The sequence below is a fragment of the Streptomyces sp. NPDC048269 genome, from assembly GCF_040652395.1.
Lineage (GTDB): Bacteria > Actinomycetota > Actinomycetes > Streptomycetales > Streptomycetaceae > Streptomyces.
The window spans coordinates 1-13,907 of record NZ_JBEZLW010000003.1 but is presented as its reverse complement, the minus strand read 5'-3'; the positions used below and the strand labels follow the sequence as shown (position 1 = coordinate 13,907).

Sequence of the window (13,907 nt, the reverse complement as noted above, 5' to 3'; positions counted from 1 at the left end):
TCCGGATCGTCGTGAATGCGCCAAGTCTCCCATCCGGGTGTGTGATGCATTGACGTGGCACCGGGCCCTGCGCACGATGACCGCAACCCGGCCGTCTGCGGGGAACGACCCGGACGACCCGCCGAGAAGGGGGTGAAGGTGAGCGCCGCCGCCCCCGTGCACACGGGCCGCCGGGCCGACCACGGAGCCTGGTTCCTGGTCCTGCCCGCCCTCATACCCATCTTGGTGCTCAGCGTCGGCCCGCTGCTCTACGGCATCGCCCTCGCCTTCACCGACTCCCAGTCCGGCCGGACCGCACCCACCCAGTGGGTGGGGCTCCGGGGCTTCCAGGACCTGCTCCACGACCGGCTGTTCTGGGAGTCGTTCCGGATCGGCCTGGTGTGGGCGGTCGGGGTCACCGTCCCGCAGTTCCTGCTGGCCCTCGGTCTCGCCCTGCTGCTCAACCAGAACCTCCGGTTCCGCTGGCTGGCGCGCTCGCTCGCGATCATTCCGTGGGCCATGCCCGAGGTGGTGGTCGGCATCATGTGGCGGCTCGTCTACCACCCCGACGCGGGGGTGCTCAACGAGACCCTCTCCGGCCTCGGCCTCGCCGGGGACACCGACTGGCTCAGCGGCCTCGCCACCGCCCTGCCCGCCGTGGTCGTCGTCGGCATCTGGGCGGGCATGCCGCAGACCACGGTCGCGTTGCTGGCAGGGCTCCAGAACACCCCGCACGAACTCCACGAGGCCGCGGCGCTCGACGGCGCCGGGGCATGGCGCCGCTTCCTGACGGTGACCTGGCCGGCGATCCGGCCGGTGGCGCTGTCCGTCTCCGCGCTGAACTTCATATGGAACTTCAACTCCTTCGCCCTGGTCTACGTACTGACCAACGGCGGGCCCGGCGGCCGCACCCGGCTGCCCATGCTCTTCGCGTACGAAGAGGCCTTCCGCTACGGCCAGTTCGGGTACGCCGCGGCCATGGGCTGTGTGATGGTCGCGGTGATCTCGCTCCTGCTCGCCGTGTACCTGGCCGGGCGGCTCAGGGGAGAGGACTCCTGATGGCGCCGCGCCGCGGGGTACGGGCCGCACGGGTCGTCCCGGCCTCCGGGGCCTCCGGGGCCTCCGGGGCCTCCGGGGCCTCCCGGGCCTCACGCGCCGCCCAGTACGCGGCGCTCGCCGCCTACCTGGTCTTCCTCGCCCTCCCGTTCCTTTGGCTGGTCTCCACCGCCTTCAAGCCCGCGCGCGAGCTCGGCAGTCTGCACCCCACCTGGATCCCCGCGGACCCGACCCTCGGCAACTTCCGCCAGGCCTTCGCCGAGCAGCCCCTGCTGCACGCGGCGCTGAACAGCCTGACCGCAGCGGTGTGCGCCGCCGTGATCGCGGTCGTTCTCGCCACTCCCACGGCCTTCGTCCTCGCCCGCCGGCGCGGGCGGCTGGCCACCGCCGCCACCGGCTGGGTCGTGGTCAGCCAGGCGTTCCCCTTCGTACTGGTGATCATTCCGCTGTTCCTGGTGCTGAAGAACCTGCACCTGGTCAACTCCGTGCCGGGCCTGATCCTCGTCTACGTCGTCTGGTCGCTGCCGTTCGCGCTGTGGATGCTGGTCGGGTACGTCCGGGCCGTCCCGCCGGAACTGGAGGAGGCGGCGGCGATGGACGGGGCCGGGCGGCTGCGCACCCTCGTGTCGGTGGTCGCGCCCCTGCTGGCGCCGGGGATCGTGGCCACCGCGCTCTTTGCCTTCATCACCGCCTGGAACGAGTTCTTCTTCGCCCTCGTCCTCCTCAAGACCCCGGAGAAGCAGACCTTGCCGGTCGTCCTGACCCACTTCCTGGGCGCCGAGGGCGCCGCCGACCTCGGCCCGCTCGCCGCCGCGGCCTTCCTCGCGACCCTGCCCTCCCTGGTGGTCTTCTCGGTCATCCAGAAGCGGATCACCGGCGGCATGCTGGCCGGGGCGGTGAAGAGCTGATGAGGATCCGCAGGTGGCGGGCCGTGGCCGGGGTGCTCGCCCTGGTGGCCGGGCTTCTCGGCGGATGCGCCGCGCCAGGGGAAGTGGCCGACGGGGTGGTGCGGCTGCGCTTCCAGTCGCTCGCCTGGCAGAAGGAGTCCGTCGACGCCAACAAGGCCCTGGTCGCGGAGTGGAACGCCGCCCACCCCGAGGTCCAGGTCCAGTACGTCCAGGGCAGCTGGAGCAGCGTCCACGACCAGCTGCTGACCTCCTTCGAGGGCGGCGAGGCTCCCGACGTCATCCACGACGCCTCCGACGACCTCGCCGATTTCGCCTACGGCGGCTACCTCGCAGACCTGCGTCCCCTGCTCTCCGACCGGCTCAAGACCGATGTCCCGGCCGCCTCCTGGGAGTCCGTGACGTTCGGTGGCGAGGGCGGCGTGTACGGAGTCCCCTTCCTCCAGGAACCCAGGGTCCTGATGGCCAACACGGAGCTGCTGCGCGCCTCGGGGGTCCGCATCCCCACCCCCGAAGCCCCCTGGAGCTGGGAGGAGTTCCGTACGACCGCCCGGCAGCTCACCGGCGAGGGACGGTACGGCGTGGCCTGGCCGCTCAAGGACCCGGTCTCCGCCACCCTCAACCTCGGCCTGTCCGCGGGGGGCCGGCTCTTCCACCGCGACGACGCGGGGAAGGCAGTCCTCCGCTGGTCCGAGGGCGACGCCGTGGTTCCCGCCACCATCCGGGCCCAGACCGGGACCGACCACAGCGCCTCCCGGGCCACCCTCGGCATGGGCGGGTCCGACACCCTGCCCGGTTTCTTCGGCGGCCGGTACGCGATGGTGCCGCTGGGGTTCTCGTACCGCCAGCAGATCGCGCGGCAGGCGCCGCCAGGCTTCGCCTGGCAGGTGCTGCCGCCGCCGGCGGGGGCGGACGGCCTCGGCGGGCCGATGCAGGGGGTGAGCCCGCAGACCCTGTCCATCGCGCGGGACAGCCCGCACAAGAAGGAGGCGGCGGCCTTCGTCGACTTCCTGCTGAGCCCGGCCAACATGGTCCGCCTCGCCCGTGGCGACTGGATGCTGCCGACCGGCACGCAGGCACTGGCCGACCCCGCCCTGTGCACCCCGGAGCTCGGCTGGGCCGTCGGCGCGGCTCTGGCGGGCGGGCTGCGTCCCGCGCCCGCCCAGTCGGTGCGCGGCTATCCCGAGTGGAAGGACAAGGTCGCGACGTCGGCGCTCCAGGAGTTCTACAGCGGGGCCATCGATCTGGCGGAGCTGGAGAAACGCCTGGTGGAGGACGGGAACCGGGTGCTCGCGAGGTACCAGAGATGAATTCACATTGCACGAGACGTATCGTCTCGTTAGTGTTGAGGCATGACCTCAGCCAAGCCCGCACACATCGCCATGTTCTCCATCGCCGCCCACGGGCACGTGAACCCGAGCATCGAAGTGATCCGGGAACTCGTCGCCCGGGGCCACCGCGTCAGCTACGCCATCCCCGCCGCCTTCGCCGAGAAGATCGCGGAGGCCGGTGCCACGCCGGTCATCTGGACCTCCACCCTCCCCACCGACGACGACCCCGAGGCGTGGGGCACCGAGCTCATCGACAACCTGGAGCCCTTCCTGAACGACGCCGTACAGGCGCTCCCACAGCTCGCGGCCGCCTTCGAGGGCGACGAACCGGACCTCGTCATCCACGACATCACCGCTTACCCGGCACCCGTACTCGCCCACCGCTGGGGAGTCCCCGCCGTCTCCCTCTCGCCGAACCTGGTCGCCTGGGAGGGGTACGAGGAGGAGGTCGCCGGGCCGATGATCGCCGAGCTGAAGGCGTCGGAGCGCGGACAGGCGTACTACGCCAGGTTCGCCGCCTGGCTGACCGAGAACGGCCTCGGCGGTGATGTCGACCGCTTCCAGGGCCGCCCGCGCCGCAGCCTCGTCCTGATCCCCCGGGCGCTCCAGCCGAACGCCGACCGCGTCGACGAGTCCGTGTACACCTTCGTCGGCGCCTGCCACGGCGACCGCGCGGCGACCCAGGGGCGCTGGCAGCGCCCGGAGTCGGCCGGGGACAAGAAGGTGCTGCTGGTCTCGCTCGGCTCCGCCTTCACCAAGCAGCCCGCCTTCTACCGCGCCTGCATGGACGCCTTCGGGGACCTGCCCGACTGGCACGTGGTCCTGCAGATCGGCAAGTTCACCGACGAGGCCGAGCTCGGTCCGATCCCCGCCAACGTCGAGGTCCACCGCTGGGTTCCCCAGCTCGACATCCTGCGCCAGGCCGACGCCTTCATCACCCACGCGGGCGCCGGCGGCAGCCAGGAGGGTCTCGCCACCGCCACCCCGATGGTCGCCGTCCCGCAGGCCGTCGACCAGTTCGGCAACGCCGACATGCTGGCCGCGCTCGGCGTGGCCCGGCACGTCCCGATGGACCAGGCGGACGCCGCGACCCTGCGGGAGGCGGTGCTCGCCCTCGTGAAGGACCCCGAGGTCGCCGCGCGGGCCGAAGCCGTCCGCGCGCAGATGGCCGGCGAGGGCGGCACGCGCCAGGCCGCCGACCTCATCGAGGCCGAACTGCCGTAGGGGGCGCCTTGCCTGCACCACGGAAGGCCCGACCCGGTGACTTCGCCCGGTCACCTCCGGTCAGCAGGCGATCGTGACCCACTTGTGCACGGGGAAGGTGCGGGTGGAGGTGTCCCTGACGCTCGACAGGATGTCGAGTTCGGCGCCGGTGGGCGGGGCGATCAGCCGGAACGTCAGCCAGGCATCACCGCTGGAGTCGGCGGCGCCGGACGCTCCCGAGGTGTAGCCCTTCCGGCCGGGGATCCAGTAGTCGGCCCAGACCGGCTGCCCCGCGAAGCGGGGCGCGTCGAAGGGGTAGTGCGAGAGGTGCACGGTCACGTCCTCCGCGCGCACCCAGACTGGCCGTCCGCCGATGCGGAGATTGATGCTGGTGCACTGCTGGAAGACAGTGGCGTAGGCGTGGGGGTACCACTGCTCGGCCCCGCTCGTATTGTCCCGCGTGCAGTGGAGCAGGGTGTGCGTCAGCGTGTTGCTGTAGGAGGTGCCGTCGGTCCAGACGACCTCGTAGCTGAGGCTCAGCGTCGAGTCCGCGGGCGGGCGGTCCACCGTGTAGTTGAAGGCGACGTTTCCCCTGACCGGGTCGAACCGGCCGAAGAGAGTGCCGTACTTGCTGGTGCCGGGGATGGTGTAGACAGCGGTGATCTCGGAGTTGGCGGGGTCGTGTCCGACGGCCTCCAGGTTCAGGGTGATCCGGTCCACGGGTACGGCGATGGCCGCCGTACCGCTCCCGATGGTGTCCGTACCGCAGTGCTGGTCCACGTAGGCCGCCACCGGCCCGTCCAGGCCGGCATGGGCGGGCGACGCTCCGGCGGCGGTCACGCCGACGAGTACGGCCAGACTCGCGATCAGTGCTCTCCAGGTTCTCCAGGCTCTCCAGGTCATCGCGGATGCTCCCCCAGGTGGTCGGTGCCGACGGTGCTCTCCACTTGCGGCGGCAGAGACGCCGGCGCGGTGCACCCGGTTCCGGCTCGGTCCCGGCGGAAGGACCACGTGCGCCCGCCGGGGAATACGGGACAGCCTCTAGGGTTGGCCCATGGCGAAGAAATACGCGGCGCTGCTGCGCGGCATCAATGTCGGCGGGAGCAAGAAGGTTCCGATGGCGGAGCTGCGCTCCGTGCTGGAGGGGCTCGGTCACGGAGACGTGCAGACGTACCTTCAGAGCGGAAACGCCGTCTTCAGCAGCACGAAGAAGGACCCGACGGCGCTCGCCCGGGAGCTGGCGGCGGCCATCGAGGCCCACTTCGGCTTCCCGGTCGCGTGCCTGGTGATGGACGGCGCGTACCTGCGCGCAGTGGCCGGGGCCTGCCCCTTCCCGGCCGCCGAGCTGGAGGGCAAGCAGCTGCACGCCACCTTCCTCTCCGCGCAGCCCGGCCCGGAACGGTTCGCCGCGATCGACGGGGCGGCGTACCTCCCGGAGGAGTACCGCATCGGCGACCGCGTCATCTACCTCTACGCCCCGAAGGGCCTGGGCCGCTCCGAACTGGCCCCGGCCCTGCTCAAGCCCTCCGTCCTCAAGGGCATCGACGCCACCAGCCGCAATTGGAACACCGTCGCCAAGCTCGTGGAGCTGACCCGGGATTGAGCGGGCGCGCGCGGGTGGTTCTGGTCATTCACCCGCGCTGCGGGCGGACCGGCGGTGGCCGCCCGTGGCGGAGGACCGGGCTGATGAGGGGGGCGGGAGGGGAGCGGGGAGGGGAGCGGGGCCCTGCGCGGAACCGGCCAGAGAATGCGGCCAGGGGCCGTTGGCCGTATCGCGCCCTTCCCCGTCCCATCTGTTCGTGGTGACATGTGCGTGCCCAATTCAGGGCCGGTCCGCACGAATGGAGAAAAGAAGATGCTGCTCCGCAGACTCACCGTCGGTGCGGCGGTGGCGGTGTTATCGGCCGTGGCCGCACCCGCGCAGGCCGATGCCGTATCCGATGCCACGTACCCGCCCGGGAGAATCACGGTCGACGTGGTCGGAGTCAACGGCTCGGGGTGTCCGCAGGGGACCGCGGACGTGGCCGCAGCCTCCGACAACACCGCCTTCACCGTCACGTACAGCAACTACCTCGCCCAGGCGGGAGCCGACACGGGCGGTACCGAGTTCCGCAAGAACTGCCAGCTCGCCCTCCGGATCCACGTGCCCCAGGGCTTCACCTACGCCATCGCCCGCGCCGACTACCGCGGCTTCGCACACCTCCAGCGCGGGGCCTACGGCCAGGAGCGCGCGAACTACTACTTCCAGGGCTCCGCGCAGACGGGCCGCACGACCCACCAGTTCAACGGCCCGTACACGGACAACTGGCAGGCGAGCGATCAGACGGAGTACGCCGACCTGGTCTGGGCACCGTGCGGCGAGGAGCGCAACCTCAACGTCAACACCGAACTGCGGGTCTACGCGGGGACGTCGAACCCGCAGGCCTTGAGCTTCATGAGCATGGACTCGACGGACGGCAGCGTCAGCACGGTCTACCACTTCGCTTGGAAGGAATGCGCCGCGGTCTGACACCGGCAGCCCGACACCGAGTGAGTGCAGGAACCCGACTCATGGCCAGGAGTGACAACGATGTCTCATTCCCTGTCTCGTACCCTGCTCACCATCGGCGCGGCCGCCGCGCTGATCGCCACGGCGACGCCGGCCGGTGCCGCCGGTCACGGCCCGCTGATCACGGCGCCGCCGGACAAGATCGTGATCGAGCTCGCCACGGTCAACGGATCCGGTTGTCCGGAAGGCACCGCCGAAGTGGCCGTCGCACCGGACAACACCGCCTTCACGGTCACCTACAGTGAATACCTCGCGCAGGTCGGCCCCGGCGCCCCGCCCACGGCATTCCGCAAGAACTGCCAGCTCAATCTCCGCGTTCACGTACCTTCGGGTTTCACCTACGCCATCGTCCAGGCGGACTACCGCGGATTCGCATTCCTGCAGCCCGGCGCCTGGGGTCAGGAACGGGCGAACTACTACTTCCAGGGAATGCCCCAGACTTCCCAGCGGACCCATCAGTTCAACGGGCCGTTCAACGACAACTGGCAATCGACGGACAAGACGGAATACGCCGATCTGGTCTGGGCGCCGTGCGGAGAAAAACGCAATTTCAACATCAATACCGAACTGCGCGTGAATGCGGGCACCTCCAACCCGCAGACGTCCACCAGCTTCATGGCCATGGACTCCACGGACGCCAGCGTCAGTACCCTCTACCACCTCGCCTGGCAGGTGTGCCCGACGCCTTAGCCGTCAGACGGCCAGCGCGTCCAGCAACTCCAGCTCCCGCGCGGTGAGCCGGACCGTCACCGCGTCCAGGTTCTCCGCCAGGTGGACGGGCGAACCCGTGCCCGGAGTGGGGCACAGTACGGGCGAGCGGTGCAGCAGCCACGCCAGCGCCACCTGACCCGGGCTCGCGCCGTGCGCCGACGCCACCGCGCTGACGGCGGCCGCGCTCTCCCTGGTCAGGGAGCCGCTGCCCAGGGGGTAGTACGGCAGGAAGGCGATCCCGCGCGCCTCGCACAGCGCGAGCACCTCGGCCGCGCCTCGGTCCAGCAGGTTGTACGCGTTCTGGACCGAGGCGACCGGGACCGACTCCAGGGCCGCGCGCAGCTGCTCGGCGGTGACCGTGTCCAGCCCGATGTGCCGGATCTTGCCCTCCTCGCGCAACTGGGCCAGCGCGCCCAGCTGTTCCGCCATCGGCACCGCCGGATCGAAGCGGTGCAGCTGGTACAGGTCGATGCGCTCCACGCGCAGCCGCCGCAGACTCGCCTCGCACATCGCCCGCAACTGCTCGGGGCGACCCGCCACGTGCCACTGGTCCGGGCCGGTGCGCACGACCCCGCCCTTGGTGGCGACGACGAGCAGCTCCCCGTACGGGTGCAGGGCGTCGGCGATCAGCTCCTCGGCCAGGTCGGGGCCGTAGTTGTCGGCGGTGTCGATGAGGGTGATCCCGCGTTCCACCGCCGTGCGCAGCAGCTCACGGGCCTCGGCGCGCCCGCCGCGCGGGCCCCAGTAACCGGGGCCGACCAGGCCGCCCGTACCGAAACCGAGCCGCCGCACGGGCAGGTCCCCACCGAGAGCGAATACCTCGTTCACCATGCCCCGACCGTAACGCGGGACACCGGATGTGCCACGCTCGGGGCATGCGTTACATCATCATCGGCGCGGGCGCGGTAGGCGCCACCATCGGCGGACGGCTCGCGGAGGCGGGCGGCGAGGTCGTCCTCGTCGCGCGCGGCGCGCATGCGGAGGCCCTTCGGGCGGACGGACTGCGGCTCACGACGGCCGACGGGACCCGGGTGCACCGGCCCTCCGTGGTCACCGGGCCGGCCGAACTGGGCGAACTGCGGCCGGACGACGTGCTGTTGCTGGCCGTGAAGACGCAGGACGCGATCGCCGCGCTGGATGCGTGGGGCGACGCGGAGGTCGCGGGCGGCGGGACGGCGGCGCAGCGGCTGCCGGTGCTGTGCGCGCAGAACGGTGTGGAGAGCGAACGGCTGGCGCTACGGCGCTTCGCGCGGGTGTACGGGGTGTGCGTATGGCTGCCCTCCACCTTCCTGGAGCCGGGCGTGGTCTCCGCGCTGTGCGCGCCGCTGACCGGCATCCTGCACGTGGGCCTTGCGGCGGGCGGCACGGACGCCGTGTCCCGCGCGGTCGCGGCGGACCTCGGGAAGGCCGGCTTCGAGGCGCCGGTGGTCGAGGACGTGATGCGGTGGAAGTACGCGAAGCTGCTGGGGAACCTGGGCAACGCGATCCAGGCCACGACGGGGCCCGAGCCGGACGCCGCGAAGGCGGCGCTGCTGGGGCGGGCCGTCGCCGAGGCGAAGGCCGCCTTCGCGGCGGCGGGAATCGCGTACGCCTCGGAGGCCGAGCAGGCGGAGGCGCGCGACGGCAAGGTGAACCAGCCGCCGGAGGTTCGGGGCGGGTCGTCGTGGCAGAGCCTGGCGCGGGGGACGGGCTCTGTGGAGGCCGACTATCTCAACGGGGAGATCTCTCTGCTGGGCCGCCTGCACGGAGTTCCGACGCCGGTGAACGACGTCCTGCGGCACGCGGCGAACATCTTCGCCCGCGAGGCCCTTCCTCCGGGCGCGATGTCCATCACGGACCTGACGGTCCTGGCGGACGAGGCCGCGGCCCGCGTGTAGCCCGGCGCAGCCGCTGCGCGGGGCTACTTGGGCGCTGCCCGGACCTGCGCCTCAATCGCCGGCGGGGCTCCCCATCCGGGCTCCGCCCCGCGCCCCGTGCCATCGCCGGCGGGGCTGGATTCGGCTGATGCCGTCCGCCTGGCTGGGGCTGGGTTGCCCGCAGGGCAATTTCAGCCTCGCCGGCGTTTGAGGCGTGGGGGTCCCCCCGGACGGAGTCTGGGGGAGGGTCCGGGGCGGAGCCCCGGGACACGGAGCCGCATCTGGCCCTGGCGGGTCAGGCCGTCAGGGCCGGAAGCCTCGCGGGAGCAGCGGCGGCGGCCTCGTAGCGGCGCAGCAGCAGGCGGGCGAGTTCCGGGGCGGCGCCCAGGACCGGGGCGATCACGTCCGCGCCCGCGGCTTCGGCGCCCGCCGCGATGCGGTCCGGAAGGCGCCCCGGGGCGATGACGTAGGGCGCCACCGCCACCCGGGCGAAGCCCTCGGCGCGCAGGGCCCGTACGGCATCCTCCGTACGGGGAAGAGCAGCGGAGGCGAACGCAGGCCGCACGGCGCACCAACCGGTGTGCCGCCACTCCCGCGCGGTTTCAGCGATCGCTGCGATCGCCTCCGGGTCTGTGGATCCGGCGGACGCGAGCACCACCGCGGTGGTGGCGCGGTCCGCCGGGGTGAGTCCGGCCTCGGCCAGCCGGCGTTCGAGGGCCGAGACGAGGAGCGGGGACGGGCCGAGGACATCGGCCACCCGGACCGACAGCCCCGGCAGCCGGGCCGTCGACTCGGCCAGCGCCGCCGGGATGTCGGACTTCGCGTGGAACGCCCGCGTCAGCAGGAGCGGGAGGGCCACGACGTCCCGTACGCCCGAGAGGTACAGCGAGGACAGGACCTGTCCCACGGACGGGGTGTTGAAGTCCAGGAACGCCGTCTCCACCCGCAGCCCCGGCCGCAGCGTCCGGGCCCGCCGGGTGAGGGCGTGCACGGTCGCCGCGTGCCGCGGGTCGCGGCTGCCGTGGGCGATGACCACAAGTGCCGGTGCGGGGGACACGGGAATCACCTGACCAGCAGGCCGCGGCTGCGCAGTACCCAGCGTTCGACCGGGCTGAAGATGAGCAGGTCGATGGCGATGCCGACGACGAGGATCAGGATGATCGCGAGGAACACGCCGGGGAGGTCGATGTTGTTGCGGCCGTTCTCCAGGAGCTGGCCCAGGCCCAGGCCGAGGTCGGGGGAGCTGGCGATGATCTCGGCGGCCATCAGGGAGCGCCAGGAGAAGGCCCAGCCCTGCTTGAGGCCGGCGAGGTAGCCGGGCAGTGCGGCCGGCATGACGACGTGGCGGGCCCCGCTGAGGCCGGTGGCGCCCAGGGTGCGGCCGGCCCGCAGGTAGAGGGGCGGGATCTGGTCGATGCCGGAGACGAGGCCGTTGGCGATGGAGGGGACCGCGCCCAGCAGGATGACCGTGTACATCATGGCGTCGTTGAGGCCGAACCAGAGGACTGCCGGGGGGACCCAGGCGACCGAGGGCAGGGACTGCAGGCCCTGGAGGATCGGGCCGATCGCGGCGCGGACGAACTTCACCCGGGCGACGAGCAGGCCGAGCGGGGTGCCGATGGCCAGGGCCAGCAGGAAGCCGAGCAGTCCGCGCGAGACGCTGGTCCAGACGACGTCCAGGAGCGTGCCCCCCAGCCACATGCCGGCCAGGCTGTCCCACACCGCGGAGGGGGCGGGGAGCTTGGTCTCCTCGGTGACCTTCGCCGAGACGAGGATCTGCCAGACCAGGAGCACGAGGCCGATGGCCAGGAACGGCGGGAGGACCTTCTTGAGGAGGATCTCGCGGACCGGGGTGCGGTGGGTCTGGACCGCGTCCAGGGCGTCCAGGCCGGCTTCCAGGCCCGCCAGGTCGTCCTGCTTGCCGGTGGCCGTGGTCTTGGGGGCGGTGTCAGTGCTGGCCATGGCGGCGGATCTCCCCACGCAGGTGTTCAGTGATCTCAAGGGACAGCTCCGCGACGTCCGCGTCCTCGATGCGGCGCGGCTGGGGGATGTCCACGGTCCATTGCTTCGCGACCCGGCCGGGCCGGGAGGAGAGCAGGACCACGCGCTGGGCCAGGCGCACGGCCTCGCGCACGTTGTGCGTGACGAACAGGACGGACAGCGAGCCCGCGGTGGAACCGCTGTTGTTCGAGGCCTCCCAGACGCGGGTGAGTTCGCCGTGCAGGACGTCTCGGGTGATGGCGTCGAGGGCGGCGAACGGCTCGTCCATCAGCAGTAGTTGGCTGTCCTGGGCGAGTGCCCGGGCCAGGGCCACGCGCTGGCGCATACCGCCCGACAGTTCGTGCACGCGCTTGCCGTAGGCGCCGGTGAGCCGGACCAGCTCGAGCAGCCGTTCGGCCTCGGGCTTGCGGTCGGTCTTGGCCACCCCGCGCAGGCGCAGGGCGAGTTCGATGTTCTTGCCCGCGGTCAGCCACGGGAAGAGGGCGTGTTCCTGGAACATGAGCGCCGGACGGCCGCCGGGGGTCTGGATGGATCCCGTGGAGGGCTTGTCCAGGCCCGCGACCAGGTTCAGCAGGGTGGACTTGCCGCATCCCGAGGCCCCCAGGATGGTGACGAACTCTCCGGGAGCGACATCGAGGCTGATGTCGTCCAGGACGAGCTGTGATCCGGCCGGGCCGGAGAAGGACTTCGAGACGTGCTCGATGCGCGCGGCGTGTGTCTGCTGCGCTGCGATGCCTTCGGCAGCCTTGGCGAGCGTGGTGGCCATGGTCGTCACCTCCTGGGGATGCTGGATTTCGTGGTTACTTGGCGCCGAGACCGGCGTCGGAGACCTCGGGCTTGCCGGCGGCCTTCAGGACCTTGTTCAGCAGCGTCAGGTCGTAGATCCCGGCCAGGTCGGGCTGTTCGATGAGCTTGGCCTTGACCGCCCACTCGGACTGGGTCTTCAGTGTCGAGGCCAGCGGGTCGTCGGTGACCGCGATGCTGGGCCACGCAGGGTCGATGATCTTCGCGTCGAGGGGCTTGCCGCTGTCGGCCGCCAGTTTGGCGTTGGCGGAGGCCTTCGCCTTCTCCGGGTTGGCGTTGATCCACTCGTTGGTCTTCACCGTGCCGGTGAGGACGGCCTCGACGACGTCCGGGTGATCCTTGAGGAACTTCTGCGACACGATGACGTTCGTGATCACGAACTTCTTGTCGGGCCACAGGGTGGTCTCGTCGAGGAGGACGGAGCCGCCGTCGGAGACGAGTTTGGAGGCCGTGGGCTCGGGCACCCAGGCGCCGTCGATCGAGCCCTGCTTGAAGGCGTCGGGGGTGACCTTGTTGTCCGTACGGACGACGGAGACGTCGCCCTTGCCGGACTCCGCGTCGACCGACCAGCCCTTCTGGGAGATCCAGTTGAGGAACGCGACGTCCTGCGTGTTCCCCTTCTGCGGGGTGGCGATCTTCTTGCCCTTGAGGTCGTCCAGGGTCTTGATCTTGTCCGGGTTGACGACCAGCTTCACGCCGCCGGAGGCGGAACCGGAGATGATCCGCAGGTTGGAGCCCTTGGACTTGACGTAGGCGTTGATCGACGGGGAGGGGCCGATGAAACCGATGTCGAGAGAGCCGCCGTTGAGGGCCTCGATCTCGGACGGGCCGGCGTTGAAGGACTGCGGCTTGATCTTGGTGGCGCCCAGTTCCTTCTCGATCAGGCCTTCCTGGAGGCCGACCAGAGCGGTGGCGTGCGTCAGATTCGGGAAGTACCCGACACGGACCTCGGAGGCGGACAACTTCTTGCCGTCGGCCGCGGCGTTGGCCTTCGTGCCCTCTGTCTTCTGTGCCTGCGAGCCGTAGCCGCAGGCGGCGAGCGCGCCGATCAGCAGCGGCAGGGCGGCCGCGGCAACGACGCTGCGGCGCAGGGTGGTCCGGGTGGTGCGGATGGCAGGCACGGGAGGACTTCCTCTCGTGACGTGGTCATCTCATGACGCACGTCTTCGTCTGTGGAGCAGGGGCAGGTACAGCTCACGGGGGGCGCGCATGCGGTGCGCGTACGTCATCGCGCACATCGCGCCACCCCTCCCTGGCCGCTGCCGAGGACGCCGCTGCCTACGCGGCCGCCCTCCTTCGCGAAGGTGGAGTAGATGTCGGGAAGCATGGGCTAGAAGTCCCACCCTTCCTCGTCCGCCTGGATGGTGGTCTCGGCCTTCGACGCGAAGGATTCGCCTGCCATGCCTGCCGCGAGGGTAGTGCCGTCGGCGGGGTCGATCAGGAGGAAGGACCCGGTGCGGCGGGAGTCGGCGTACGCGTCGAGCGCGAGGGGTTCGGCGGTACGCACGACGAC

Annotated in this window: 14 protein-coding genes and 1 pseudogene; 8 read left to right on the top strand and 7 right to left on the bottom strand. The window is 71.1% G+C overall.

Annotation, left to right across the window (positions count from 1 at the left end; translation table 11 throughout):
- The first annotated feature begins 138 nt into the window (after nucleotides 1–138).
- Genes AB0D48_RS04055 through mgt form a run of 4 tightly spaced genes read left to right on the top strand, consistent with a single transcriptional unit; the run spans nucleotide 139 to nucleotide 4,495 of the window.
- Nucleotides 139–1,038, top strand: coding sequence for a sugar ABC transporter permease (locus tag AB0D48_RS04055; protein WP_362390532.1), 900 nt, complete (start codon nucleotides 139–141; stop codon nucleotides 1,036–1,038).
- Complete coding sequence (locus tag AB0D48_RS04050) at nucleotides 1,038–1,943, top strand: carbohydrate ABC transporter permease (RefSeq protein ID WP_362390530.1); 906 nt, start codon at nucleotides 1,038–1,040, stop codon at nucleotides 1,941–1,943. Before AB0D48_RS04055 ends, AB0D48_RS04050 begins: the two co-directional genes overlap by 1 nt.
- Entirely contained in the window at nucleotides 1,943–3,250 is a 1,308-nt protein-coding gene (locus AB0D48_RS04045) for a sugar ABC transporter substrate-binding protein (protein ID WP_362390528.1), read from the top strand. The genes AB0D48_RS04050 and AB0D48_RS04045 overlap by 1 nt, the downstream gene beginning before the upstream one ends.
- A gap of 42 nt (nucleotides 3,251–3,292) precedes the next feature.
- Nucleotides 3,293–4,495, top strand: coding sequence for a macrolide-inactivating glycosyltransferase (mgt, locus tag AB0D48_RS04040; protein WP_362390526.1), 1,203 nt, complete (start codon nucleotides 3,293–3,295; stop codon nucleotides 4,493–4,495).
- A gap of 60 nt (nucleotides 4,496–4,555) precedes the next feature.
- On the opposite strand, the gene AB0D48_RS04035 is transcribed toward mgt, so the two are convergent.
- Nucleotides 4,556–5,377 (bottom strand): hypothetical protein, encoded by an 822-nt coding sequence (locus AB0D48_RS04035; RefSeq protein ID WP_362390524.1) that lies wholly within the window; start codon nucleotides 5,375–5,377, stop codon nucleotides 4,556–4,558.
- A gap of 151 nt (nucleotides 5,378–5,528) precedes the next feature.
- Here AB0D48_RS04035 and AB0D48_RS04030 point away from each other — a divergent pair, with 151 nt between their 5' ends.
- From AB0D48_RS04030 to AB0D48_RS04020, 3 genes are all read left to right on the top strand, one after another.
- Complete coding sequence (locus AB0D48_RS04030) at nucleotides 5,529–6,077, top strand: DUF1697 domain-containing protein (RefSeq protein WP_362390522.1); 549 nt, start codon at nucleotides 5,529–5,531, stop codon at nucleotides 6,075–6,077.
- A 252-nt stretch (nucleotides 6,078–6,329) separates the two neighbouring features.
- Nucleotides 6,330–6,983: a DUF4360 domain-containing protein gene (locus AB0D48_RS04025; protein ID WP_362390520.1), complete on the top strand. Its 654-nt coding sequence runs from the start codon at nucleotides 6,330–6,332 to the stop codon at nucleotides 6,981–6,983.
- 72 nt (nucleotides 6,984–7,055) lie between these two features.
- A complete protein-coding gene (locus AB0D48_RS04020) occupies nucleotides 7,056–7,712 on the top strand; it encodes a DUF4360 domain-containing protein (protein WP_362391095.1) in 657 nt (218 codons plus the stop codon).
- Nucleotides 7,713–7,715: 3 nt separating this feature from the next.
- Here the strand turns inward: AB0D48_RS04020 and AB0D48_RS04015 are convergent, their stop codons facing one another.
- Nucleotides 7,716–8,564, bottom strand: a complete 849-nt coding sequence (locus AB0D48_RS04015; RefSeq protein WP_362390518.1) for an aldo/keto reductase — start codon at nucleotides 8,562–8,564, stop codon at nucleotides 7,716–7,718.
- Nucleotides 8,565–8,608: 44 nt separating this feature from the next.
- Between AB0D48_RS04015 and AB0D48_RS04010 the strand changes: the two genes are divergently transcribed.
- Complete coding sequence (locus AB0D48_RS04010; protein WP_362390516.1) at nucleotides 8,609–9,610, top strand: 2-dehydropantoate 2-reductase N-terminal domain-containing protein; 1,002 nt, start codon at nucleotides 8,609–8,611, stop codon at nucleotides 9,608–9,610.
- Between the two features lie 274 nt (nucleotides 9,611–9,884).
- Here the strand turns inward: AB0D48_RS04010 and AB0D48_RS04005 are convergent, their stop codons facing one another.
- The 5 genes and pseudogenes from AB0D48_RS04005 to AB0D48_RS03985 all read right to left on the bottom strand — a co-directional run.
- Nucleotides 9,885–10,646: a CbiX/SirB N-terminal domain-containing protein gene (locus AB0D48_RS04005; RefSeq protein WP_362390514.1), complete on the bottom strand. Its 762-nt coding sequence runs from the start codon at nucleotides 10,644–10,646 to the stop codon at nucleotides 9,885–9,887.
- 5 nt (nucleotides 10,647–10,651) lie between these two features.
- Nucleotides 10,652–11,551 carry an ABC transporter permease gene (locus tag AB0D48_RS04000; protein WP_362390512.1) on the bottom strand — a complete coding sequence of 300 codons (900 nt, stop codon included), beginning with the start codon at nucleotides 11,549–11,551 and terminating at the stop codon, nucleotides 10,652–10,654.
- Nucleotides 11,538–12,356 carry an ABC transporter ATP-binding protein gene (locus tag AB0D48_RS03995; protein WP_362390510.1) on the bottom strand — a complete coding sequence of 273 codons (819 nt, stop codon included), beginning with the start codon at nucleotides 12,354–12,356 and terminating at the stop codon, nucleotides 11,538–11,540. Before AB0D48_RS03995 ends, AB0D48_RS04000 begins: the two co-directional genes overlap by 14 nt.
- A 34-nt stretch (nucleotides 12,357–12,390) precedes the next feature.
- Nucleotides 12,391–13,506 carry an aliphatic sulfonate ABC transporter substrate-binding protein gene (locus AB0D48_RS03990; RefSeq protein WP_362391093.1) on the bottom strand — a complete coding sequence of 372 codons (1,116 nt, stop codon included), beginning with the start codon at nucleotides 13,504–13,506 and terminating at the stop codon, nucleotides 12,391–12,393.
- A gap of 218 nt (nucleotides 13,507–13,724) precedes the next feature.
- Nucleotides 13,725–13,907: pseudogene (locus AB0D48_RS03985) on the bottom strand (hypothetical protein); the annotation flags it as partial.

What these genes read in the sequence shown, in the direction of transcription:
- AB0D48_RS04030 (WP_362390522.1), top strand. Translation starts at nt 5,529, where the DNA reads ATGGCGAAGAAATACGCGGCGCTGCTGCGCGGCATCAATGTCGGCGGG.
- AB0D48_RS04045 (WP_362390528.1), top strand. Translation starts at nt 1,943, where the DNA reads ATGAGGATCCGCAGGTGGCGGGCCGTGGCCGGGGTGCTCGCCCTGGTG.
- AB0D48_RS04015 (WP_362390518.1), bottom strand. Translation starts at nt 8,564, where the DNA reads ATGGTGAACGAGGTATTCGCTCTCGGTGGGGACCTGCCCGTGCGGCGG.
- AB0D48_RS04050 (WP_362390530.1), top strand. Translation starts at nt 1,038, where the DNA reads ATGGCGCCGCGCCGCGGGGTACGGGCCGCACGGGTCGTCCCGGCCTCC.
- AB0D48_RS03995 (WP_362390510.1), bottom strand. Translation starts at nt 12,356, where the DNA reads ATGGCCACCACGCTCGCCAAGGCTGCCGAAGGCATCGCAGCGCAGCAG.
- mgt (WP_362390526.1), top strand. Translation starts at nt 3,293, where the DNA reads ATGACCTCAGCCAAGCCCGCACACATCGCCATGTTCTCCATCGCCGCC.
- AB0D48_RS04025 (WP_362390520.1), top strand. Translation starts at nt 6,330, where the DNA reads ATGCTGCTCCGCAGACTCACCGTCGGTGCGGCGGTGGCGGTGTTATCG.
- AB0D48_RS04035 (WP_362390524.1), bottom strand. Translation starts at nt 5,377, where the DNA reads ATGACCTGGAGAGCCTGGAGAACCTGGAGAGCACTGATCGCGAGTCTG.
- AB0D48_RS04010 (WP_362390516.1), top strand. Translation starts at nt 8,609, where the DNA reads ATGCGTTACATCATCATCGGCGCGGGCGCGGTAGGCGCCACCATCGGC.
- AB0D48_RS04000 (WP_362390512.1), bottom strand. Translation starts at nt 11,551, where the DNA reads ATGGCCAGCACTGACACCGCCCCCAAGACCACGGCCACCGGCAAGCAG.